The 22,426-nt window shown below is 72.2% G+C and carries 25 protein-coding genes; 19 read left to right on the top strand and 6 right to left on the bottom strand.

Translation table 11 applies throughout. The features are described 5' to 3' along the window. The first annotated feature begins 8 nt into the window (after positions 1–8). Positions 9–968, top strand: a complete 960-nt coding sequence (locus tag ACZ7IF_RS35480) for an NAD-dependent epimerase/dehydratase family protein (RefSeq protein WP_470980385.1) — start codon at positions 9–11, stop codon at positions 966–968. Positions 969–1,005: 37 nt separating this feature from the next. Here ACZ7IF_RS35480 and ACZ7IF_RS35485 read toward each other — a convergent pair whose 3' ends face one another. Beyond that, the gene (locus ACZ7IF_RS35485; protein ID WP_470980388.1) at positions 1,006–2,184 is read right to left on the bottom strand and encodes an FAD-dependent monooxygenase; all 1,179 of its coding nucleotides are present in this window, start codon (positions 2,182–2,184) and stop codon (positions 1,006–1,008) included. Positions 2,185–2,300: 116 nt separating this feature from the next. Here ACZ7IF_RS35485 and ACZ7IF_RS35490 point away from each other — a divergent pair, with 116 nt between their 5' ends. From ACZ7IF_RS35490 to ACZ7IF_RS35535, 10 genes are all read left to right on the top strand, one after another. Then, positions 2,301–3,038: a TetR/AcrR family transcriptional regulator gene (locus tag ACZ7IF_RS35490; RefSeq protein WP_470980391.1), complete on the top strand. Its 738-nt coding sequence runs from the start codon at positions 2,301–2,303 to the stop codon at positions 3,036–3,038. A 51-nt stretch (positions 3,039–3,089) separates the two neighbouring features. After that, entirely contained in the window at positions 3,090–4,328 is a 1,239-nt protein-coding gene (locus ACZ7IF_RS35495) for a cation:proton antiporter domain-containing protein (protein ID WP_470980394.1), read from the top strand. A 212-nt stretch (positions 4,329–4,540) separates the two neighbouring features. Beyond that, a complete protein-coding gene (locus ACZ7IF_RS35500; protein WP_470980397.1) occupies positions 4,541–5,155 on the top strand; it encodes a TetR family transcriptional regulator in 615 nt (204 codons plus the stop codon). A 239-nt stretch (positions 5,156–5,394) separates the two neighbouring features. Further along, positions 5,395–6,243: an AfsR/SARP family transcriptional regulator gene (locus ACZ7IF_RS35505; protein WP_470980400.1), complete on the top strand. Its 849-nt coding sequence runs from the start codon at positions 5,395–5,397 to the stop codon at positions 6,241–6,243. A gap of 78 nt (positions 6,244–6,321) precedes the next feature. Then, the gene (locus ACZ7IF_RS35510) at positions 6,322–7,047 is read left to right on the top strand and encodes a ScbR family autoregulator-binding transcription factor (RefSeq protein WP_470980403.1); all 726 of its coding nucleotides are present in this window, start codon (positions 6,322–6,324) and stop codon (positions 7,045–7,047) included. A 244-nt stretch (positions 7,048–7,291) separates the two neighbouring features. Continuing rightward, a complete protein-coding gene (locus tag ACZ7IF_RS35515; RefSeq protein WP_470980406.1) occupies positions 7,292–8,113 on the top strand; it encodes an AfsR/SARP family transcriptional regulator in 822 nt (273 codons plus the stop codon). A 34-nt stretch (positions 8,114–8,147) separates the two neighbouring features. Then, a complete protein-coding gene (locus ACZ7IF_RS35520; protein ID WP_470980409.1) occupies positions 8,148–8,273 on the top strand; it encodes a hypothetical protein in 126 nt (41 codons plus the stop codon). Positions 8,274–8,285: 12 nt separating this feature from the next. Continuing rightward, positions 8,286–9,482 (top strand): epoxide hydrolase family protein, encoded by a 1,197-nt coding sequence (locus ACZ7IF_RS35525; RefSeq protein WP_470980412.1) that lies wholly within the window; start codon positions 8,286–8,288, stop codon positions 9,480–9,482. A 22-nt stretch (positions 9,483–9,504) separates the two neighbouring features. Beyond that, entirely contained in the window at positions 9,505–10,431 is a 927-nt protein-coding gene (locus ACZ7IF_RS35530) for an NAD-dependent epimerase/dehydratase family protein (protein ID WP_470980415.1), read from the top strand. A 41-nt stretch (positions 10,432–10,472) separates the two neighbouring features. Beyond that, entirely contained in the window at positions 10,473–10,979 is a 507-nt protein-coding gene (locus tag ACZ7IF_RS35535) for a DinB family protein (protein WP_470980418.1), read from the top strand. 9 nt (positions 10,980–10,988) lie between these two features. Here the strand turns inward: ACZ7IF_RS35535 and ACZ7IF_RS35540 are convergent, their stop codons facing one another. Further along, the gene (locus ACZ7IF_RS35540; protein ID WP_470980420.1) at positions 10,989–11,534 is read right to left on the bottom strand and encodes a flavoprotein; all 546 of its coding nucleotides are present in this window, start codon (positions 11,532–11,534) and stop codon (positions 10,989–10,991) included. 58 nt (positions 11,535–11,592) lie between these two features. Further along, on the bottom strand, positions 11,593–12,105 hold the full coding sequence (locus tag ACZ7IF_RS35545; protein ID WP_470980423.1) for an FBP domain-containing protein: 513 nt from the start codon (positions 12,103–12,105) through the stop codon (positions 11,593–11,595). 244 nt (positions 12,106–12,349) lie between these two features. Between ACZ7IF_RS35545 and ACZ7IF_RS35550 the strand changes: the two genes are divergently transcribed. The 4 genes from ACZ7IF_RS35550 (at position 12,350) to ACZ7IF_RS35565 (ending at position 15,088) form a co-directional block, all read left to right on the top strand. Continuing rightward, a complete protein-coding gene (locus tag ACZ7IF_RS35550) occupies positions 12,350–12,898 on the top strand; it encodes a dihydrofolate reductase family protein (RefSeq protein WP_470980426.1) in 549 nt (182 codons plus the stop codon). A gap of 78 nt (positions 12,899–12,976) precedes the next feature. Continuing rightward, entirely contained in the window at positions 12,977–13,183 is a 207-nt protein-coding gene (locus ACZ7IF_RS35555; protein ID WP_470980429.1) for a DUF4287 domain-containing protein, read from the top strand. A 68-nt stretch (positions 13,184–13,251) separates the two neighbouring features. Continuing rightward, positions 13,252–14,100, top strand: coding sequence for an NAD(P)H-binding protein (locus tag ACZ7IF_RS35560; protein ID WP_470980432.1), 849 nt, complete (start codon positions 13,252–13,254; stop codon positions 14,098–14,100). A gap of 4 nt (positions 14,101–14,104) precedes the next feature. Then, positions 14,105–15,088 (top strand): AraC family transcriptional regulator, encoded by a 984-nt coding sequence (locus ACZ7IF_RS35565; protein ID WP_470980435.1) that lies wholly within the window; start codon positions 14,105–14,107, stop codon positions 15,086–15,088. A gap of 39 nt (positions 15,089–15,127) precedes the next feature. On the opposite strand, the gene ACZ7IF_RS35570 is transcribed toward ACZ7IF_RS35565, so the two are convergent. From ACZ7IF_RS35570 to ACZ7IF_RS35580, 3 genes are all read right to left on the bottom strand, one after another. Continuing rightward, entirely contained in the window at positions 15,128–15,601 is a 474-nt protein-coding gene (locus ACZ7IF_RS35570) for a GNAT family N-acetyltransferase (RefSeq protein ID WP_470980438.1), read from the bottom strand. Between the two features lie 181 nt (positions 15,602–15,782). Next, the gene (locus ACZ7IF_RS35575; protein ID WP_470980441.1) at positions 15,783–16,463 is read right to left on the bottom strand and encodes a ScbR family autoregulator-binding transcription factor; all 681 of its coding nucleotides are present in this window, start codon (positions 16,461–16,463) and stop codon (positions 15,783–15,785) included. 382 nt (positions 16,464–16,845) lie between these two features. Beyond that, the gene (locus tag ACZ7IF_RS35580) at positions 16,846–17,841 is read right to left on the bottom strand and encodes a ScbA/BarX family gamma-butyrolactone biosynthesis protein (RefSeq protein ID WP_470980444.1); all 996 of its coding nucleotides are present in this window, start codon (positions 17,839–17,841) and stop codon (positions 16,846–16,848) included. Positions 17,842–19,003: 1,162 nt separating this feature from the next. Here ACZ7IF_RS35580 and ACZ7IF_RS35585 point away from each other — a divergent pair. The 4 genes from ACZ7IF_RS35585 (at position 19,004) to ACZ7IF_RS35600 (ending at position 22,417) form a co-directional block, all read left to right on the top strand. Beyond that, entirely contained in the window at positions 19,004–19,828 is an 825-nt protein-coding gene (locus ACZ7IF_RS35585) for an AfsR/SARP family transcriptional regulator (protein ID WP_470980446.1), read from the top strand. 314 nt (positions 19,829–20,142) lie between these two features. Further along, positions 20,143–20,964 carry an AfsR/SARP family transcriptional regulator gene (locus ACZ7IF_RS35590; protein WP_331719167.1) on the top strand — a complete coding sequence of 274 codons (822 nt, stop codon included), beginning with the start codon at positions 20,143–20,145 and terminating at the stop codon, positions 20,962–20,964. Between the two features lie 140 nt (positions 20,965–21,104). Then, on the top strand, positions 21,105–21,377 hold the full coding sequence (locus tag ACZ7IF_RS35595; RefSeq protein ID WP_470980449.1) for a phosphopantetheine-binding protein: 273 nt from the start codon (positions 21,105–21,107) through the stop codon (positions 21,375–21,377). A gap of 74 nt (positions 21,378–21,451) precedes the next feature. Beyond that, positions 21,452–22,417 (top strand): SRPBCC family protein, encoded by a 966-nt coding sequence (locus tag ACZ7IF_RS35600; protein ID WP_470980452.1) that lies wholly within the window; start codon positions 21,452–21,454, stop codon positions 22,415–22,417. The last annotated feature ends 9 nt before the right edge of the window (positions 22,418–22,426 follow it).

The following is a 22,426-nucleotide window of genomic DNA, read 5'->3' on the forward strand; positions in this document are numbered from 1 at the left end:
GGTACCTGATGAGCGACCCGCAGAGGCTGGTGATCACTGGCGCCACCGGGTTCATCGGTTCGGCGGTAGTAGCCGAACTCGCTCGGCTGCGGGAGGGGGCGGAGGCCGGCTCCCGGGGCCTCGTTCTGCGGGCGGTGGGTCGCAGGCCCCCGCGGCCGGTCGGCCAGGTCGATGAGTGGTTCCAGGCGGACCTGTCCGACCCGGTGTCCCTGCGGGGGTGTTGTGTGGGAGCGGACGTCCTCCTGCACCTGGCTTCGAGGATCGGATCGGACGAGCGGGACTGCCGCACCGTCAACGTCCAGGGGACTGCGGCGCTGATGGCGGAGGCGGCCGGCGTACGCCGGATCGTCCATCTGTCCACCTCGGCCGTCTACGGGCAGGGGCCGCACCGGGGGATCGCGGTGGACGAGGTGGTTCCCGCGCCCCTCTCGCCGGTCAGCCGATCCCGGCTGGCAGGCGAAGGGCCGGCGCTGGCCGCGGGGGCGGTGGTGCTGCGTCCGGGCCTGGTGATCGGCCCCGGTGACCGTTGGGTGGTTCCCGCCCTGGCTCAGATCCTCGGATCCACCGGGGCGCTGTGGGACGGGGCGGGGGCCCTGCTGTCGGTGGTGGCGGTGGAGGATCTCGCCCGCCTCGTCGCCCGTCTCGCCCTGGGCGGTGGCCCGGCGGGCGGGACGGTCTGGCACGCCAGCCATCCGGCGCCGGTGCGGGCCGCCGAGCTGGTACGGGCGTTCACCGACCGGGGCGTGCTTCCGCCGGTGGAGCAGGAGCTTCCCGAGGCCGAGTTCCTGAAACGGATGGCGGACTCGGGCTGCCGGGTGAGCCCGAGTCAGTTCAGGCTGGTGGCGCAGGACCACTGGTACGACAGTGCAGGGATCTGGAGGGCGGCCGACTGCTCACCGGGGCCCGGTCCGCTGGCGCGCCTGGACGGGGCAGCTCTCTGGTACCGGGAGTACTTGGCCCGCGCGTGAGTGGGTGCGGTCGGTCGCCGGAACGGCGTTAACGCCGTTAACGGGGGAGGGACAGGGAGAGGGTGGCCGTCGTGCGGCCCGCCTTCAGTAGCCAGGCGAGGCCGCGGGGGTGGCTCAGGAGGGTGTTGCGCAGGCGCAGGCCGAGGGTGGTGGCGGGGGCGAGGAAGGGGCCGGTGCGGTCGCCGCCCCGTTGGCAGGCCCGGGCGTAGGGGCGGACGAGGGACTCGTAGCGGCGGAAGGCGGCTCGGGGGTCCTCGGGGGTGCGGGCCAGTTCGGCCGCCAGGACGTACGCCGCCACGACGGCGGTACCGGTGCCCATGCCGCCGATCGTCGCGCCCCAGGCGGCGTCCCCCAGGAGGGCGGTCCGGCCGGTCGACCAGGTGCCGACGTCGGCGCGGCTGACCGAGTCGAAGTAGAGGTCGCCGGCGGCGGTGAGGGAGTCGAGGAGGTGGCCCACCCTCCAGGGCAGGCCCGCGAAGGCGCGGGTGATGAGCGCCTTGTGGGCGGCCGGGTCGTGGCGGTCGTACGACAGCTCGGGCGAGGCGAAGAGGAAGAAGGCGCCCGCCCGGCCGGGCTCGGCGGGTGAGGCGGCGACGGAGGCGAGGCGGCCGCGGGCGTTGAAGCCCACGGAACCGGGGCGGGTGGGGTGCGCCCCGCCCGGCAGGCTCCAGGCGGCGGCGTAGTAGCCGAGGTGGGAGACGTACCGCTCCTCGGGGCCGAAGGCCAGCCGGCGGACGGTGGAGTGCAGGCCGTCGGCGCCGATGACGATGTCGAAGGTGCGGGGCGGGGCGTGCCGGAAGGTGACGTCCACTCCGGCGGCGGTCTCGGTGAGGGAGGTGACCGAATCACCGAAGAGGTACTCGGCGGAGGCGCGGGAGGCCTCGTGGAGGATGCGGGAGAGGTCGCCGCGCAGGACCTCCACGTCGCCGCCCGCGAAGGCGGCGGGCAGGTGGAGGAGTTCCCGGTCGTCGGCGTCCACGAAGGTCATCGGGGTGCCGCCGGTCTGGACGCGGCGGAGCTCGTCGAGGATCCCCATGCGGTCGAGGACGTGGAGGTGGGTCTCGCCGCGGAAGTCGACGGCCCGGCCGCCGGGGCGAAGGGCCGGGGCGATTTCGACGACGGTGGGGTGGAAGCCGTGGCGGCCGAGCCAGTGGGCGAGGGCGGGGCCCGCGATGCTCGCGCCGGAGATGAGCACGGTCCTGGTGGTGGTGGGCATGGGTGACCAGATCCTTCGTGGGTGTGGGTGTGGGTGGGGGCTTTTTACTGTGTCCGGTGGATGCTGTTTCTTTGTGTACGGTAGACGCGGTTTTGGTGCGAGGGCAAGGGGATCCGGTGGCGGACGGGCAGTGGGCTGCGGCGGTGCGGTTGTTGTGGGGGCCGCCGGTGACGCCGGCGCGGGGGCCGCGGCGGGGGTTGACCCTGGAGCAGATCGCGCTGGCCGGGGTCGGGATCGCCGACGGCGAGGGGCTCGCCGGGGTGTCGATGCAGCGGGTGGCCGGGGAGCTGGGGGTCACCAAGATGGCGCTCTACCGGTACGTGCCGGGGAAGGCGGAGGTCGTCGCGCTGATGGTGGAGGCCGCGATGCCGGATCCGGCCGGAGACCTGGACGCCGCGTTGGCGGTGGCCGGGGACGGCTGGCGGGAGCGGCTCGGGGCGTGGGCGCGGGAGCTGCTGGCCGGGTTCCGGGCACATCCGTGGCTGCTGGACGCGACGGTGGGGGCGCGGGCGTTGGGGCCGCGGGAGGTCGGGTGGCTGGAGCGGGCGCTGGCGGCGCTGGAGGGGTGCGGGCTGACCGGGGCCGAGGCGATGGACGCCGTGGTGCTGGTGGCCGGACACGTGCGGGGGATCGCCGAGCAGGAACGGGCGACGGGTGGCGCCGGAGGCCCGGACGAGGAGCTCGGGGCCGTGCTGGCGGAGGTCGTGGGGACGAGGGGCGAGGAGTATCCGGCGCTCGCGGGAGCGCTGGCTTCCGTCGCCGCGCACGGGGGGCAGGACCAGGCCCTGGAGTTCGGGCTGGAGCGGATCCTCGACGGGGTCGGGCTGTTCGTGGAGCGGCGGGCGACCTCCTGAAGTCGGACGCCCTCTGGTTCTGGTCACAGGCGGCCGGGGCAGGACTGGGCCGTGGCGGGTGGTGTGCTGGTCGCCGTGGCGGTGGTGGTTCTCGCGTGCGGTGCGGGCGGGATGTTGGCGCGCGGGCTCGGGCAGCCGGCGGTGGTCGGGGAGATCGCCGTGGGGATCCTGCTCGGGCCCACGTTCATGGGGTGGGTGTGGCCGGAGGGGCAGCGGTGGCTGCTGCCGGGTGAGGTGCTCCCGCATCTGGCCGAGCTGGGGAACCTCGGGCTCGTCGTCTTCATGTTCCTGGTGGGGCTGGAGCTCGACGTGGGGATGCTGCGGGGTCTGCGGCGGGCCGTGGTGGTGGTGAGTCAGGCGAGCGTGTGGATACCGCTGGGGCTCGGGGGGCTGCTGGCGCTCGGGTTGTACGGGACCTTCGCGCCGGAGGGGGTGGGGCGGGGGGAGTTCGTGTTGTTCGTGGCGGTGGCGCTGAGCGTCACCGCCTTTCCCGTACTGGCGCGGATCCTCACCGAACAGGGGCTCTACGGGACGCCCGTGGGCGCGCTGGCGATGGCCTGCGCGGCGGTCGTGGACGTGATCGCCTGGTGCCTGCTGGCGGTGGTGGTGGCCGTCGCCGGGGGTGGTGGGGCGGGTACCGGGCTGTGGCGGGCGGCCCTGGCCGGGGTCTTCGTCGCGGGGATGTGGTGGGCGGTGCGGCCGCTGCTCGCGCGAGGGGTCGAACGGTGGGGGGTGGAGGAGCGGGGCGGTGGGGTGGTGGCGCTGTTCGGCGGGGTCTGCCTGGCCGCGTACGCGACGGAGGCGCTGGGGGTGCACGCGCTGTTCGGGGCGTTCGTCTTCGGTGCGGTGGTGCCGAGGGGGGTGAAGGCGGTGGAGTCGGCGGCCCGGCGGATGCGGGAGTTCGCGGTGCCGGTGCTGCTGCCGCTGTTCTTCGTGGGGAGCGGGCTGAGGACCGACGTGGGGGCGCTGCGGGGCGGCGGGGCCTGGTTGTGGGCGGCGGCGGTGCTGGGGGTGGCCGTCGTGGCGAAGTGGGGCGCGGGGACGGCGGCGGCGCTGGCGGCGGGGGTGCGGGCGAGGGACGCGGTGCTGGTGGGGGCGCTGATGAACTGCCGGGGGGTGACGGAGCTGGTGGTGCTGAACGTGGGGCTCGGGCTGGGGGTGATCGGGGTGGAGCTGTTCACCGTCATGGTGCTGATGGCCCTGGTGACGACGGCCGCGACGGGGCCGGTGGTGCGGGCGCTGGGGGTACGGGGGCGGGGCGTTAACGGCGCTAACGGTGGCGGGGGTTGACCGGTGTGGCGGGTCCGGGTGTTAACGGCGTTAACGGTGGCCGGGGTCGGCGGCGGCGTGGGCCGTTGGTGTTAACGGCGTTAACGGTGGGCGGCGGCTCCGCCGGGAGTCCGGTCCGGCTCCGGTACGGGCGTCGACTGTGGCCCAGGATCTCGTACCCCCCTTGGTGTGGGGCGGCCCGCGGATGCGGCGATTGCGGTGTGGAGCCCCTCATGGTCAAGCAGGAGCGTGCGGCACGCACGCGGGAATCTCTCGTCCTCGCCGCAGCGGAGGTGTTCGCCGCCGAGGGCTTCGCCGCAGCGTCGATCGCCGCGATCAGCGAGAGGGCCGGAGTGACCTCCGGCGCGGTCCAGTTCCACTTCGACGGCAAGCCCGCCCTCGCCCGGGCCGTGGAGGCGCGGGCCGCCCGGGCGCTGCGGCGGATCGCGGAAGCGGAGGGCGGGCCGGAGCGGGCCGGCGCCCCCCTGAAGGTGCTCGTCGACGCGACGTACGCGCTGCTGGAACTGCTGGCGGAGGACGCCGTCGTACGGGCCGGGTTCGCGCTGGGCGCCGACGCGGCCCACCACAGTCGGGTGGATCTGCGTGGGCACTGCCTGCGGTGGGCGGAGGAGTTGATGGTCACCGCCGGTCGTGCCGGGCTCCTCGCCGAGGGGTTGGCCCCGCAGGACGCGACACGGGTGGTGGTGGCCTTCACGGCCGGGCTGAAGGCGCTGGGGGCCGTGGAACCGGAGTGGACCCCCCGTCAGGCACTGGCCCGGATCTGGACGGTGGTGCTGCCGGGGATCGCGCCGGACGCGGCGGCGATCGCGGAGCAAGAAACAGACTGAATGGTTTGATTTTCGGGCCCTGATGGGTGTTATATGGCCCCTGTTGTGAGGCGGCTGAAGGGCTCCGAACTGTCATGGGTGTGTGAGTTGCTCACAAAAACCCAGGTCAGTGGGGATTTCTGGGTGGCGCCGAGATTTCGTCAGACTGAGAACTGCCCGGCTGGCAGCGCATTGACAAACCGTCCGGCCTGTTTTCTACTGACTCTTGCGACCTCATCCAAAGGACAGGGGAGTACGACGTGGACATCGATGTACTGGGCGCACTCGCCGTGCGGGAGAACGGGATCTCCATCACGCCCACCGCCCCCAAGCCCCGGCAGGTCCTGGCGCTCCTGGCCCTCCACGCCGATCAGGTCGTGCCGGTGTCGGCGCTGATCGAGGAACTGTGGGGGTCCATGCCGCCGCGCAGCGCACGCACCACGCTGCAGACGTACGTACTCCAGCTGCGCGCGCTCATCGCGACCGCCCTGGAGGGGAGCGAGGACGAGCACCGCACGGCGAAGGACGTCCTCGTGACGCTGCCCGGCGGCTACCTGCTGAACAGCGACCGGGGCACCAGCGACGTCCGCGAGTTCGACCGGCTGGCCGGGATGGGCTACCGGGCGATGGACGCGGGTGACCACCCCGTCGCCGCGCAGCGGCTGCGCGAGGCGCTGGCCCTGTGGTCGGGGCCCGCCTTCGCCGACGTACAGGGCGGGGTGCAGCTGGACATGGAGACGCGCCGCCTGGAGGAGACCCGGCTGTGCGCGCTGGACCAGCGCATCGAGGCGGACCTGAAGCTGGGCCGCCACCGCGAGCTGCTGGCGGAGCTGACGGTGCTGGTGAGCCGGTACCGCACCCACGAGAACCTGCACGGGCAGTTCATGCTCGCCCTGCACCGCTCGGGCCGGCGCGGCGAGGCGCTCGACGTGTACCAGCGCCTGCGCGCCACGCTCGTACGGGACCTCGGGCTGGAGCCGTCCACCGCGCTGCGCAGGCTCCAGCGTTCGATCCTGATGGCGGGCCCGGACGGCGTGGGCAAGCCGGCGGTGGTGGCGGGGACGGGCACCGGGGCGGGGCCGCGGGCCGAGAGGCTCGTACGGGCCTGACCCGCGCGCGGCCGGCGCCGGGCGTGCCGGTCAGCGGTAGGTGCAGGGACGGAGCGGGGGCGAAAGGGAGACGGAGCGGTGCAGGAGAGGTCGGAGCGGACCCGCAGGCGGTTGGTCTTCGCCGGGGCCGAGTTGTTCCACCGCAACGGATACGCCAACGCCACACTTGGTGAGATCGCGGGTGCGGCGGGGGTGACGAAGGGGGCGTTGTACTTTCACTTCGCCTCGAAGGACGAGCTGGCGGACGCGGTGCAGCAGCGCGGCTGTGGCCTTTTGCACGAGGCGGTCCGGGGGCTGCGGGAGGGCGGAGCCTCGCCCTTGCAGGCGCTGATCGACACGACGCACTGGCTGGCGCGGACGCTGCACGAGGATCCGGCGATCCCGGCGAGCTTCCGGATCACCAAGGAGTGCGCCGGGCACCAGCCGGCCGCGGTCGACTTCCACGGGGCGTGGCTGTCGGCGGTGTGCGAGCTGCTGCGGATGGCGCGGGACGTGGGAGAGCTGCCGCTGGACCGGCCGCCCGTCGGGGTGCCCGACGGTGAGGAGGACGCCGGTTCGGCCGCCGACCGGTGGGAGAGCGCCGAGGCGTTGGTGGCGGCGGCCGTCTGCGGGATCGAGGTGCTGGCCGGGACGGGGCTGTCGTACGAGGAGCTCCAGCGGAAGGTGGCGGCCCTGTGGGGGCTGCTGCTGCCGAGCCTGGTGGGTGCGGAGCGGGTGCGGGAGTACCGGACCGCTGCCGCTTCCACTGGCGTTCGGCAGGCCGACGGGGAGCGGAGTTACGAGTTCCTCGGGAGCGGGGTCTAGGGGGTGTCTGACGGATGTCCGTGGGGAAGGAGCGCCGGGCGTCGCGACGCCGCGGACATCCGTCAGGCACCCCCTAGGGCCGGCCTGTCCGACCCTGATCCTCCGGACAGGCCCCAGGGAGGTCGGATCCGTGCTCCTGGCGCGCCGGTTCTGGCGTGCCGAGTCGGGCGGGTCGGGAGTGCGGGAGCGGGGCCCTTGGGTCCGTGTCATCGAGGTGCATCGACGAACTGCGGAGGGGGAGACCATGAGGATCCGGATTCTGGGACCGCTCAGTGCCGAGGTCGACGGGGAGTCGATCGTGCCGTCCGCGGGCAAGCCGCGGCAGATCCTGGCCCTGCTCGCGCTGTATCCCGGGCGGGTGGTGCCGGTGCCCACGCTCATGGAGGAGATCTGGGGCCAGGACCTGCCCAACAGCGCGCTGACCACCTTGCAGACGTACATCCTCCAGCTCCGCCGCAGGCTGGGAACGGCCATGGGGCCGGGCCGGCCGGGGGCCGCGAAGGACGTCCTCACGACCCGGCACGGCGGGTACCTGTTGCAGGTGCCGCGGGAGTCCGTCGACGTCCACGCGTACGAGGACCTCGTCGCGCGGGGCCTCGCCGCGTTCGAGGCCGGTGATGACGAGGGTGCCGCCGCCCTGCTGCGGGCGGGGCTCGCGCAGTGGCAGGGGCCCGCTCTGGTCGACGTACGGGTGGGGCCGGTGCTGGCGATCGAGGTGATGCGGCTGGAGGAGAGCCGGCTGGTCGCGGTGGAGCGGCGGATCGACGTCGACCTGCGGCTCGGGCGGCACACCGAACTCCTGGCCGAACTCACCGAGCTGACGGCGCGCCACGCGCAGCACGAGGGGCTGCACTCCCAGCTGATGGTGGCGCTCTACCGGTCCGGGCGGCAGGGCGCCGCGCTGGACGTGTACCGGCGGCTGCGCGGCAGGCTCATCGGGGAGCTGGGCGTCGAACCGTCGCCCCAGTTGCAGCGGCTGCACCAGGCGATGCTGACGGTCGACCCCGCCCTCGACGTGGTGGCCGGACCCCGGAGGGGCTCCACCTTCGACCTCTACGCCGCTTGATCTCAACCGGACTTGAGGTACGAGGACGGCGCGCATGGACAAGGACACCACGCCTCGCTCGGCGGACCTCGAAGCGATCGCCGCACTCGTCGCCACCGTCGGGCGCTGGCTGCTGACCGCCTGCCAGAACACCCAGGTGCACCGCCCCGGGCAGGAATGACATCGTGGGGGCATGGACGATCTTGGTGTGACGCCGTTCCGGCTCGACGTGCCGCAGGAGGAGCTCGACGACCTCGACATGCGGCTGCGGCGGACGCGGTGGCCCGACGGGCTCGACGGCGTCGGGCGGGCGTACGGGATGCCGCCTGAGGAGATGCGGGAACTCGTACGGTACTGGCGCGAGGAGTACGACTGGCGGGCCGCCGAGGCGCGGCTGAACGAGTGGCCGCAGTACACCACCGTCATCGACGGGGCGCGGGTGCACTTCGCGCACGTCCGCTCGCCCGAGCCGGACGCCCTGCCGCTGCTGATGACGCACGGCTGGCCGGGGTCGTTCGTGGAGTTCCAGAAGGTCGCGGGGCCGCTGACGGATCCGCGGGCGTACGGGAAGGACCCCGCCGACGCCTTCCACCTGGTGCTGCCCAGCATCCCCGGCTTCGGGCCGTCCGGGCCGACCACCGACACCGGCTGGGAGTTCAAGAGGGTCGCGCGGGCCTTCGGGGTGCTGATGGAGCGGCTCGGGTACGGCGCGTACGGGGTCCAGGGCGGTGACTGGGGTGCCGCCGTCTCACGGGAGCTGGGGCGGATCCGGCCCGGGAACGTGGTCGGGGTGCACCTGAACCTGCTCCCCGGGGCCGGTGCCACCGCCGAGCCCGGGGAGCCGGAGCTCGCGGTGCTGGAGCCCGCCGAGCGGGAGCGGACGCTGGCCTCCTGGGAGCGGTACCGGGTGTGGGCGCGGGAGCGGCAGGGGTACGCCGACATCCAGGCGACCCGGCCGCAGACCCTCGCGTACGGGCTGAACGATTCCCCGGCCGGGCTGCTCGCCTGGATCGGGGAGAAGTTCACCGAGTGGAGCGACCCCCGGACCCCCGTCGACCGGGACCAGATGCTGACCAACGTGACGCTGTACTGGCTGACCGGGACGGCCGGGTCGGCCGCCCGCATCTACTACGAGCGGGCCCACGCCGACTACCACGGGCAGCCGCCGGAGGTCTCGGACACCCCGACCGCGCTCGCCGACTTCCCCCGGGACAACTTCGTCCCGCTGCGGCACGTCGCCGAGCGGACCGACCGGATCGTGCAATGGACCTCGTACGACAGGGGCGGGCACTTTCCCGCGATGGAGGTGCCGGAACTGCTCGTGGAAGACGTCAGAAGTTTCTTCCGGGAAGGCGTCACATCCGGCAGGGCCCGTCTGTCCCCTGGGTGAGGACACGACGGAGGAGGCCGGAATGCTGGTGCTGCTGGCGGGCGCGAGCGGAGTACTGGGGCAGCGGGCGGCGGCCGCGCTGCGGGCAGCGGGCCACGAGGTGGCGGCGCTGGGCCGGGGCGCGGGGATGGACGTACGGGCCGACCTGCTCGACCGGGAGGGGCTGCTGCGGGCCGTCGACGGCCGGCGTTTCGACGCGGTGGTGCACGCCGCGACCGCCCTCTCCGGCAGGACCATGGCCGCCCACCGGGACATGGCGGCCACGAACCGGCTGCGAACCGAAGGTACGGAGAACCTGCTGGCCGCCGCCCGGGAGACGGGGGCGCGGCGGTTCCTCGTCGAGTCGATGATGTTCGGCTACGGGTACGGGGACCACGGCACGGCCCTGATCGGCGAGGACGACGGCTTCGGGCCGCGCGGGGCGAACGCCGCGCTGGAGCGGCACGTCGGCGCCATGCGGACCAAGGAGGAACTGGCCTTCACCGCCGACGGCATCGAGGGCGTCAGCCTGCGCTTCGGCCTGTTCTACGGGGCCGGCACCACCGACACCCACCTCGTGCCGCTGCTGCGCGGGCGCAAGGTGCCCGTGGTCGCCGACAAGGGCCGGGCGCTGAGCTGGGTGGACACCGGGGACGCGGCGCGCGCGGTGGTGCTCGCGCTGGAGTCGGGGCGCGCCGGGCAGGCGTACAACATCGCCGACGACGTCCCGGTGGGCTGGGGCGCGCACGTGGGGGCGGTGGCCGGGGCGTTCGGGGCGCCCGCTCCGCTGACGGTGCCGCTGTGGGTGCTGCGGGCGGCCCCTCTGGCGCACGCCATCATGGGCAGCTCGCTGCGGCTGTCGAACGCCAAGGCCCGGCGGGAGCTGGGCTGGCAGCCGCGGTACGGGAGCAGCCCGGAGGGGGTGCGGGCGCTGGCGGCGACCGGGGCGGAGCGGGTGTCCGGCATGTGAAATGGGCGGCGGGAGCCCCGTACCGCTGTGATCATCGGCCGATGGACCTCGAACAGCGCACCCCGCCCGTACTGACCGGTGACGAACGCTCCACCCTGACCAGCGTGCTCCAGTGGCAGCGCGACACCCTGCGGATGAAGTGCGCGGGCCTGACGGACGAGCAGCTGCGGCGCCGGGCCGTGCCGCCGTCCGGACTGAGCCTGCTGGGGCTGGTCCGGCACCTGGCGGAGGTGGAGCGGGGCTGGTTCCGCAACGTCCTGAACGGTGAGGACGTGCGCGGCTACTTTCCGAAGGACGATGCCGGCGAGGGGACGGAGTTCGACGTCGAGGACGCCGACCCCGCCGAGTCCTTCCGGATCTGGGAGGAGGCCTGCGAGCGGTCGCGGGCCGTCGTGGCGGCCGCCGAGTCCCTCGACGTACGAGGGCACTTCGGCGACCAGGCGTACTCGCTGCACTACATCCTGGCCCACATGATCGAGGAGTACGCCCGGCACAACGGGCACGCCGACCTGCTGCGCGAGGCCATCGACGGGGCCACGGGCGAGTAGCCGGCGGACCTACGCGGACACCGCGCCGGCCCGGTCCACGGCGTCGAGGGCGACCTGCCACGGGAAGTGCGGCGGGGCGTCGGGGCCCGCCGGGCCGGGCAGGAAGCCGCCCTCGCCGTACAGCAGTTCGGCGCCGGCGCCGCGCAGCACGGCCAGGGACTGCTCGAACTGGGGGTGGGCGGCGAGCGCGGCGTTCGTACACGGCATGGCCACCACCGGGGTGCCCTTGCCGAGGGCCTCGGCGGCCACGCCGACGGTGAACCGGTCGGTGAGGCCGAGGGCCCAGGCGTTGACGGAGTTGAAGGTGGCGGGGGCGAAGAGGACGGCGTCGGCGGCCGGCCACAGGTCGGGCTCCCCGGGGAGCTTGTACTGCCAGCGCACCGGGTTGCCGGTCAGGGCGGCGAGGCCGTCGAGGCTTTCCGACACCCACCGCGCCGCCGTCGGAGTCAGGCCCAGGCACACGTCCCAGCCGCGCGACTGGGCGTCCTCGATCACATGGGCCACGTCGAAGACGGGCGGGGCGGCGGAGCAGAACAGGTAGAGAGTCCTCGTCATGCGGTTATGTGATCACATTCCTGGCCCTCAACTCTCCTTGAGGGTCCGGCCGCTCGGTTCAGGCCGCCGCTCCGGCGGTGATCCTGTCGGCGAAGGAGTCCAGGTTGCCCCACATCCGCGCGACGCGCTCGTCCACGGTGAGGGACTCCTCGTGTCGCCCGGCGCGCAGCTTCGGCTGCCGCTTGCCGCGTACGTAGAGGGGGCAGGCGAGGTCGGCGCAGATGTACGTGCCGACCGTGTTCCCCTCGCGGCCGCGGGCGCCCGCCAGCGGGGCGGCGAGCAGGGTGACGCCGGAGGAGGCGTGTCCCGTCAGGCAGATCTGGCACAGGCTGGACTTCACCGCGCTCGTGCGGGTCGCGGCGGGCACGCGCAGGGTGATGCCGACCGGACCCCCGGGGCGCGGGATGACGAGATGGGCCCGCAGCGGGGCGCCCGGGTCCACCCAGCCGAGGAAGTCCAGGTCCTGCCAGGGCAGTTCGGCGAAGTCGAGGGGCAGGCGCAGGCGTGCCGCCTCGCCCTTGGTGCAGTTCACGAAGGACGAGCGGATCTGTTTTTCGGTGAGCGGTTCCACGGGAGTCGACCCTACGGGGCGCGTTGGCCGCTCCGCATCTCATTTGCGCAGGTGGGGGGCGGTGGGGAGGGGTGTACGAAAACTTCTCGCGGCTTCGGCGATGAGTTTCGGGGAGGGGGCCGGTCTACCCCTGTGAAGAGCGGGAGCCGGTCCCGCGACCCCGAATGTGGACGGCGTCCACTTTTCTGGGTAGGCTGCGGGGTGTCCGGATGTGGACGCCGTACACATAGTCAGGGGAAGCATCATGCGCAAGGTCGTCGCCTCCGTCTTCGTCTCCGTCGACGGCGTCTTCGAGGACCCGAGCTGGTCCATGCCGTTCTGGAACGCCGAGGCGGAGGAGTTCGCCGGCGAGCAGCTCGCCGCCGCCGACGCCCTGCTGCTGGGCCGGGTGACGTACGAGGCCATGGCGCCGGCCTGGATGGCGCGCGCCGAGGGCGCCGACGCCGGGACCGAGCGGATGAACGCGATGCCGAAGTACGTCGTAGGCTCCAGCACCGCCGCCCCTGACTGGAACGCCACCTTCCTGACGGGTGACCTCGCCGCCGAGGTCACCCGGCTCAAGCGGCAGGGCGGCGGCGACCTGCTCGTCTACGGCAGCGGGCGGCTCGTCAACGCCCTGATCGAGCACGATCTGCTCGACGAGCTGCGGCTGTGGACGCTGCCGGTGGTGCAGGGCAGGGGGCGCAGGCTGTTCGGCGGGGACTCGCCGGTGAAGACCCTGCGCCCGGTGGGCACCACCGTGCTCGGCGACAGCGGGGCGCAGGTGCACGCGTACGCCCCCGTGGCCGGCTGAGCCCCCGCGTCCGGTTTCCCTCCGGCGCTTCCGTCCCCCTCCGTTTCCGTACGTCACAGACACAAGGAGCAACACGACATGAGCGAGCAGCCGGTGAAGGGCCCCGCGAGCTACTTCCCCTCGATCGAGAAGAAGTACGGCCGTCCGGTGGCCCAGTGGCAGGAGCTGATCCGCTCCTCCCCCCTGACCAAGCACATGGAGCTCGTCTCCTGGCTGAAGACGGAGCACGGGATGGGCCACGGCCACGCCAACGCCCTGGTCAAGCACACCCTCACGGAGAAGTAGACGCTCGCGTATGCGGGGGAGTGTCTGAGCCATGTCCTGTCTCGCCGGACGCGGCTTGACTGGGTGTCATGACGAAGAACACGAACGAGACGCAGACGACGCAGAACACGGTCACCCTCGTCATCGGGGGCAACGGCAAGACGGGACGGCGGGTCGCCGAGCGGCTGGAGGCCCAGGGGCGCGCGGTGCGGATCGGCTCCCGCAGCGGCGAGCCGGCCTTCGACTGGGACCGGCCCGAGACCTGGAGCCCGGCACTGGAGGGCGTGGACCGGGCGTACGTCACCTACCACCCCGACCTGGCCTTCCCCGGGGCCGCCGACCGCATCGGCGCCTTCGCCGTGGCCGCCGTGGCCGCCGGGGCGCGGCGCCTGGTGCTGCTGTCCGGGCGCGGGGAGGAGGCGGCCCGGCTCGCCGAGAGCCGGCTGCGGGACTCCGGAGCCGACTGGACCGTCGTACGCGCCAGCTGGTTCAACCAGAACTTCGACGAGTACTTCTTCCTGGACTCCGTACTGGCCGGGGAGATCGTCCTGCCGGTGGGGGACGCGGTGGAGGCCTTCGTGGACGCCGACGACATCGCCGACGTGGTGGTGGCCGCACTGACCGACGACCGGCACACCGGCAGGACGTACGAGCTGTCCGGGCCGCGGCTGCTCGGCTTCGCGGAGGTGGCCGCCGAGCTGTCGAAGGCGACCGGGCGCGAGATCGCGTACGTCCCGGTCACGGACGCGCAGTACCGGGCGGTGCTGCGCGAGCACGACCTCCCGGAGGAGTTCGCCGACCTGTTCACCCTGATCTCGGACGGGCGCAACGCGCACCTGGTCCACGGGGTCGAGGAGGTGCTGGGGCGCCCGGCCAGGGATTTCGCCGACTACGCGCGCGAAGCGGCGGCGAGCGGGGTCTGGGACGTCCGAGGATGAGGGCATGGACACGCTGACCGGTCTCCTCGAAGGGCCAAGGGCCCGCGGTACCTTCCTGATGAAGTCCGTCTTCGACCCGCCGTGGGCCATGCGGGTCGAGGACCGGGCCCCGCTGTCGGTGATGACGCTCGTGCGCGGCTCGGCGTGGCTGCTGCCCGACGACGGCGAGGCCGTGCGGATCGGGCCGGGCGACGTGGCGGTGGTGCGGGGGCCCGTGCCGTACACGCTCGCCGACGCGGCGGACACCCCGGTGAGCGTCAGGATCGGCCCCGACCAGCGGTGCAGTTCGCAGGAGGGTGAGGACGTCACCGAGCGGTTCTCGCTCGGGGTGCGGACCTGGGGCCCGTCCCGGGAGGGCGCCGGCTCGGTGGTGGTGCTCAGCGGGACCTACCAGGCGCCGAGCGAGATCGGGCGGCGGCTGCTGGGGGCGCTGCCGGCGGTGCTGGTGCGGCCGGTGCGGGCGGCCGACGCCACCCTGATCACACTGCTGGCCTCGGAGGTGGCGCAGGACGAGCCGGGGCAGGAGCTCGTGCTGGACCGGCTGCTGGACCTGCTGCTCATCGGCGTGCTGCGGGCCTGGCTCGCCGCCCCCGGATCGGGGGCGCCGGCCTGGCACCGCGCCCAGGGCGACCCGGTCGTGGGGGCGGCGCTGCGGCTGCTGCACGAGGACCCCGCGTACGGGTGGACCGTGGAGGAACTGGCGCGCCGTGCCGGGGTGTCGCGGGCCGCGCTGGCCCGGCGCTTCACCGAGCTGGTCGGTGAGCCGCCGGTCGCCTACCTGACGGGCTGGCGGCTCGCCCTGGCCGCCGACCTGCTGCGCGAGCCGGACGCCACGGTGGCGACGGTGGCCCGCCGGGTCGGCTACGGGAGCGCGTTCGCGCTGTCGGCGGCCTTCAAGCGGGTGCGGGGGGTGAGCCCGCAGCAGTTCCGGGAGGGCGCGGGAGCGGGCCCGGTGCCGGGGGTGCCCGGCACCGTGGTGCTCGGTTAGGGGGTGTCCGGCCCTGATCCGCCGGACACCCCCTAGTGCCTACGCGAGTTCGAGGACGGCCACGGGCTGGGGGCCGCTGAACTCGCCCGTGGGGCGGAAGCCGAGGCCGAGGTAGAAGGGCGCCGGGCTGTCGTCGCTGTCGTGCCAGGTGACGTACGCACGGCTCCCGCCGCGGCGGCGGATCTCCTGCGTGACGGCCTCCACGGCGAAGCGGCCGTAGCCCTTGCCCTGGTGCTCGGAGGCGATGTTCAGGCGCCAGATGCCGGAGCGGCGGTGCTCCGGGTCCTTCGCCGGGTTCCAGACGATGTCAAGGAAGGCCATGACGAAGCCGACGACCTCGTCGCCGTCGAGGATGGCGCGGGGCCAGGCGGTCTCGCCGTGCACGTACGCCTCGGCGAGGGACCGCGCGACGGACTCGACGAGGTGCTCCTGGTCGGGGCGGACGCGGACGGCGGTCACCGCTTCGAAGTTGTCCGGGGTCACCGGCACGAGGCGGAGGGATGAGCTGATCATCTGCGGAGCTTAGTTCGTCGTCCGAAGGCTTTGAAAAGAACGGGACGCGCGGTATCTTTTAGAGGTCGATCAAGGGGGAGGGGATGGATGTCGGGTCCTGCGGATCGGTACGACCCCGGGCGGGCGCACATCGGCCCTGGTACCGCTCCGGAGCCGGCGCGTACCAGGGGGCGCGCGAGGGTCAGGCGGTCGCCTTCGCCGCTTCATGCTCCTCGGAGCACCTCACGGCGTCGTTGTAGACAGTGAACGCCCGGCTCTCCGAGATGTCCACGGAGGTGAGAACGGAAGCCTGCACGATGCTGGGCAGCAGGTGGCGCAGGAGCGCGGTCACCCGGGTGATGAGGTCCTGGTAGTCGGTGAGGGCCTGCGACATGGACTGGATGCCCGCGTAGGTCCCCACGATCACATCGGAGGTCTCGGCCGGGATGACGTGGGGGAGCAGCTCGCCCCGGATCCGGGCCTTCTCCAGCCGCTCCGTGATGGGAGCGACCCAGGCGAGCCATGGCCCGCTGCGGTCGAGGCCCCGTGCCAGCTGGTCCATGGCCAGCCGCACGCTCGCCCGGACCATGGGATCGGTCTGGAGCCGGTAGGTGTGGAGCATCATCATGTCCACGATTTCCTGGGTCATGGTCGACCGGTCGGGGATGGTGAGGTTCTGGTTCTGAGAGCTGAGGACGCCGTGGGCCAGGTCTTCCTTCGACTGGAAGTGGAAGTACAAGGCCCCCTTCGTCACCCCCGCAGCGGCGAGGATCTCGGAGATGGTGGCTGCCTGGTATCCCCGCTCCTCGAAGATCTTGGCCGCTGCGGACAGGATCGCCTGACGCGTGCGGATGGCTCGGACCTGCTGAACCTGCTCAGCCATGTTGGCTCCTTCCTCTCTGGGTCGGAAGCCCTTGTGCAAACCGCCCGTCCCGTACGTATCTTACAGCGGGTGACTGTCCAGCCAACATCGATGCCGCGTAGACACACGGTGAGGGAAGGGAGGGGAGACGGTTCCCGGGAGCGGCACGACCGAAACTGCCGGTCCGAGAAGGGCCCGCCGGCCCGTCACTGACCTGCTGGCTTCCGTCGTGCCGGAAGTTGGAACGGGGCGTCGGGACGGGTTGCCCGGACGGCGAGAAGGGCCGAATCCCTTCGGGGCGATGAGGGCGGCGCGCGGTCGGCGGCGGTGAGTCGGGTCACGCCTCGATGGAGCCGGGCATGCCTCGGCTGGGGAACGACGGCCGGAGCGGCGCTCACCAGGATTAGTACGAGGCCGCCGTGACGGTGGCGCGGAAGGCGACGGTGCCGTTCTGGAGGCCCGTCACCCGCACGGTCTCGTCCGCTCCGGGCGTGTCCGGGTAAAGGCGCTCCGCCTCGATCACGCAGGGTACGTCGAACTCGACGTACCGCTCGAAGTCGCTGTTGATGCCGAGCGGCAGGAAGGACGAACGCCCGAGGGTGGCGGCGGCGGCCTGTCGGGCGGCCTCCACGAGGAGCATGCCCGGCACGTGGTCGAGGGGGTGGTCGAACAGGACCGGGTGGAGGGTGTCCACCCTCAGCTGCCACCGGTTCGACTCGGCCGTGGGAGACAGGACCACGTCGATCGGGGACAGCCGCCCCACGCTCTGCGGTGCGACGGGAGCCGTCAGGGGCAGCGGACGGTGGTCGGCCCGCAGGGCGTGCGGGGGTCGCAGGCGCTCGTAGACCGCCGGGCTGGTGCAGGTGGAAGAGACATGCCCCGTCGCCACGACGTGCCCGTCGCGGCGTACCACGACCTCGTAGGCGATTTTGCTCAGCTTCCCGGCCCGGCGCCTGATCTCGGTGAAATTGACGTCGATGTCGAGAGACGTCGGCGCCCGCCGGACCTTGAGGTGCTCCGGCTGGTGGATGGTGATGCCGAGGTCCCACAGCAGGTACTGGTGACCGAGGGGCAACCCGAACTCGGCGTGTCCCAGCAGGATGCCGAGCTGCCGGATCGTCTCGATGCAGATGAGCGGATCGTGGTGGTCTCCGGCGACCTGGGTGTAGAAGCCGTGGTTGCGGGGCCACTCCGCGGTGACCGAGAAGCGGGTGTCGTCGAGGCGCCGCCAGTCGGTCAGGAAGACTTCGGCGGCGGACGCACGGTGCACCAGTTCCTTCGGGACCGTGGTCGTGAACGACGGGCCGTCGTATCCGCTCCGTTCGAGCGGCGAGAGCGTGTCCCGCCACGTCGGGGCGTAGGTCGGAGTGCGCTCGACATGAAACGTGCTCGCGCTCATTGTTCCCCCTAGACAGCGCTGGCGAGTTACAGGTGTGACCTGCGAGAAAAATATATACCAACCGGTTTTTTATCCAGGGGGAGCATCATCCTTGCCCGGGAAATATGCGGAGGTCTGCCTTCCGGCCAAACCTCTGCCGGACTGTTTCCCCAGTTCCCTGCCAGTGGGGCGACGTCGAATCTCTGCCACCCGGCTGGAACCAGCTCAACCGGGCCAAGAGCGGTTCTTGAGCAGGTTCCCGGTAGGAGTTCGGCACGGAGGGCCGCCGATTCGCATCGGAAGATCGCTTTACGGTCTGCGGGACGGTCGGACCGTTCGCCGCGGTGCACCGCCGGGTCCCCGGGGGGGACGACGGGTTCCCGCCGCGGAAGAGTCTTGCACCAGCCTGCCGCAGGGCTTGTGCCGTCCGGAACGGTGCTGCCGTTCCGCGATCGGCGGGGTGGGCCGGGTGGTCGACGGGATGCGCGCCGCCGGCTGCCGGCGCGGCCCCATCCGCCTGTCACGTGCGTTCGCGGTTTGCCGAGGTGAAAGGTTCTGGGCGATTCCGTCGCCCGGTTCCGACGCGTCGAGCTCCGGGCCCCGGGGCGGGCGGGCGACTGGTCCACTGGCTGGCGGATCAGATTCCGGAAGGCCGACGGGATGGCGGGCCGGCCTTCCGCTTGCTGGGTTCCGGCCTGGGCGGAGCCTCGCGGCCCAGGGCCGGTGGGAGTCCTTCCCCTTCATCTTGAGTGGCGTTCGAGCCGGCCTCCGGCCCGACTCCGCCGCTTGCCGAGCGTAAATATTCTTCAGCAAACCGCTAAAGCGGTTTGTAATGCCCTTCCGGGTGCCGTGTCGAGGTAGGCCAAGCGGTCTGACTCCTTGCGGAGAGGGTCTCGGAGAGCGCGGGGCGAGCCGACCGTGAGGCCGGTTTTCGGCCGTTTGTTGGCCGATATAGTGCCTCCTCGGTCGTACCCCTGCCCTCTCGTGGCGGCGGAATGAGTGCCTCAGGGGCTCCGCTTACGGGCAAACTCGCAGCTAGAGGCCGGTTCTTGGATTCCTCTAGGGGTGGCGAGTGCCAGAAAACGGTACAGCCGGTTTGGTATTGACAAACCGGCTCGTCTGTTTTTTGCTCGTTCCAGCGAAAGTCGAGAGCTCATCCAAGGACGAAGCAGGGGAGTACGGCGTGGACATCGATGTACTGGGTGCACTGACCGTTCGGGAGAACGGGGTCTCCATCACGCCGACGGCGGCCAAGCCCCGGCAGGTGCTGGCGCTGCTCGCACTGCACGCGGACCAGGTCGTGCCCGTGGCCGCGCTGATAGAGGAGCTGTGGGGGACGGAGCCGCCGCGCAGCGCCCGGACCACCCTGCAGACCTACGTGCTCCAGCTGCGCGGGCTCATCGGCACCGCGCTGGAGGGGACCGACGGGGCGCGCACCGCCAAGGACGTCCTCGTGACGCTGCCCGGCGGGTACATGCTGAACAGCGCCGGCGGCACCAGCGACGTGCGCGAGTTCGACCGGCTGGCCGGGATGGGCTACCGGGCGATGGACGCCGCGGACTTCCCCAATGCCGCGCGGCTGCTGCGGGAGGCGCTCGCCCTGTGGTCGGGGCCGGCCTTCGCCGACGTCGACGGCGGGGTGCAGCTGGACATGGAGACGCGCCGCCTGGAGGAGACCCGGCTGTGCGCGCTCGACCAGCGCATCGAGGCCGACCTGCGGCTCGGCCGGCACCGGGAGTTGCTCGCGGAACTGACCGTTCTGGCCAGCCGCTACCGGATCCACGAGAACCTGCACGGCCAGTTCATGCTCGCCCTGCACCGCTCCGGCCGGCGCGGCGAGGCGCTCAATGTCTACCAGCGGCTGCGCGCCACGCTGGTGCGCGAGCTCGGCATCGAGCCCTCGGCCGCCCTGCGCAGCCTCCAGCGGTCGATCCTCATGAGCGGTCCCGAGGCGACCACCGCCGAATCCCCGGAGACCGCCCGTAAGCGGCTCGCCCGGGTCGGCTGATCCAGGCATTCGGGTGATCGTCCGGTGAATGGTGCACGGGGATTTAAGGAAGCGCTGGGAACGACCTGAGATTTAATTTGCATCAACGTCAATCGGAACAAAGACGACGAGCTCGATCAGCGGGCTGAGCACGGGGTTTGGCATCCAATCGGAATCCTGTCTTTCGAATCCGCCGTCTGTTCGCCTGTTTCGGAGGTCCACTCGATGTCGGCTTGAATGCCCGGTGATGTTGCCCTGGGCTGGCTTACCGTCATCGGGTCGAATACTGAAAACCGAGAGTATCTCGACGAAATATGGAGGGGAGACGGGAGACCGTGAAGATTCAGGTTCTGGGTCCGTTGAGTGCCGAGGTCAACGGGGCATCGATCGTTCCTACGGCGGGCAAGCCGCGTCAGATCCTGGCGCTTCTCGCGCTCTACCCGGGCCGGGTGATGCCCGTACCGACCCTCATGGAGGAGATCTGGGGGACGAACCTGCCCGAAAGCGCGCTCACCACCCTGCAGACGTACATCCTCCAGCTGCGCCGCAGGCTCGGTACGGCGATGGGTCCGGGGGCTCCCGGCACCGCCAAGGACGTGCTCGCCACCCGGCACGGCGGCTACCTGCTCCAGATCCCGCAGGAGTCGGTGGACGTCCACGAGTACGAGGCCCTCGTCGCCGCCGGCCAGAACGCCTTCGACGACGGTGACGACGAGCGCGCCGCCGACCTGCTGCGCAAGGCGCTCGACCTGTGGCAGGGACCCGCGCTGGTGGACGTACGCGTCGGCCCGATCCTGGAGATCGAGGTGCTGCGGCTGGCCGAGAGCCGGCTGGTCACCACCGAGCGGCGGATCGACGTGGACCTCCGCCTCGGCCGGCACACCGAACTGCTCGCCGAGCTCACCGAGCTGATGGCCCGCAACCCGCAGCACGAGGGCCTGCACTCTCAGGCCATGGTCGCGCTCTACCGTTCGGGCCGGCAGGCCACCGCCCTCGACGTCTACCGCAGGCTCCGGGCCCGGCTGATCGGGGAGCTCGGCGTCGAGCCCTCGCAGCAACTGCAGCGCCTGCACCAGGCGATGCTGCGGGTGGACCCGGCGCTCGACGTGGTGGCCGGACCGCGCCGCAGCTCCACCTTCGACCTGTACGCGGCGTAGGCCGGGCAGGTCGCGGAGGGGAGGCGCGGCGGCTCCAGCGGGGCTCGTTCCCGGCGTGAGGGGTTCTCCAGGGCTGGGGGTCAGGCTCCTGGCGACCCGGTATGAGCCGCTGCGCCGGCGGACGAGGAGAGAGGCAAACCATGCAAGCCACGGTCCGGCTGGAACTCGCCGACCTCACCCGCATCCTGCGGGTCTGGGGCGGCGAGGAGGACTGCGTCGAGCTGACCGAGGAAGTCCAGGACCTGTACTGGATCGAGCTCGGCTACGACAGCCTCTCCGTCTTGCAGACCATAGGGTCGATCGAGCGGAAGTTCGACGTCCTCCTCGACGGGGAGATCCTCGAAACGGGCGAGACCCCGCGGCTCTTCCTCGAACTGGTCAACGACGTGCTGGGCAGCCGAGCCGCCGTCTGAGGCTCCAGCGGCATTCGACGCGGACTCCGGCGGGCGCCGACAGGCTCTGCGCCAAGCGTTGAGAGAGGTGTCCGATGTCTGTCGAGCGAGTGCACCGGATGTCATGTGCGGTCGACGCGGCCGCGCCCGCCGGAGCCCTGTACACCCTGGTGGCCGATGTCACCCAGTGGCCGCTGTTCCTGCCGGACACCGTCCACGTCGAGCGGCTGGACTTCGACGGCGCCACCGACCGGTACGTCCGGTGGGCCGACGCCGGCGGGGAACTGCGGCGCTCGCTCGTGCGCCGGACCCTGGACGCCGGCGGGCGGCGCGTCCTCTTCGACGAGGAGCGCCCCGACGCGCCCGTCGCCGCCTCGGGCGGCGGCTGGACCGTGGAGGAACTGGCGCCCGGCTGGTCTCGGCTGACCCTGGAACGGGAGATCACCCTCGGCGGCGGCCGGACCGCGGAGGCCGAACGGGCCGTGGCGCGGGCGGAGGAGAGCGCGTGGGCCGCGCTGGGCGGTCTGCGGACCACGGCCGAGCGCTGGCGGCGGCTCGACGAACTCATGGTGTCCTTCGAGGAGTCCGTACGGATCGAGGGCCCGGCCGAGCCGGTGTACGAGTTCCTGTACGGCGTGGCCTCCTGGCCCGGCCGGGTCGCGCACGTGATGGAGGCCGAGGTGTCCGAGGACCGGCCCGGCGTGCAGCGCACCCGGCTGGTCAACCTGGCCGACGACGGCTCCGCCTACGCGACCGAGGCGTTACGGGTGTGCTTCCCGGCGGCCGGCCGGATCGTCTTCAAGCGGACCCGGCCGCACCCGCTGCTCGCGGCACACGCCGGCGAGTGGTGCCTGGAGCCGGACGCGTCGGGGGTCACCGTGTCCTGCCGGCACGACGTGCTGCTGGACGAGCGGGCGGTGGGGCGGAGCCCCGGCCACGGTGCGGAACTGGCGGCGGCGCGGCGGTACGTGCGCGAGGTGGTCGGGCGCGAGAGCCGGGCCGTGCTGGAGCCGGCGACGCGGTACGCGGGGGACCCGGTCAGGACCCTGCGCTCGGTGTGAGGCACCCCT

The organism is Streptomyces sp. NPDC037421, assembly GCF_055602105.1.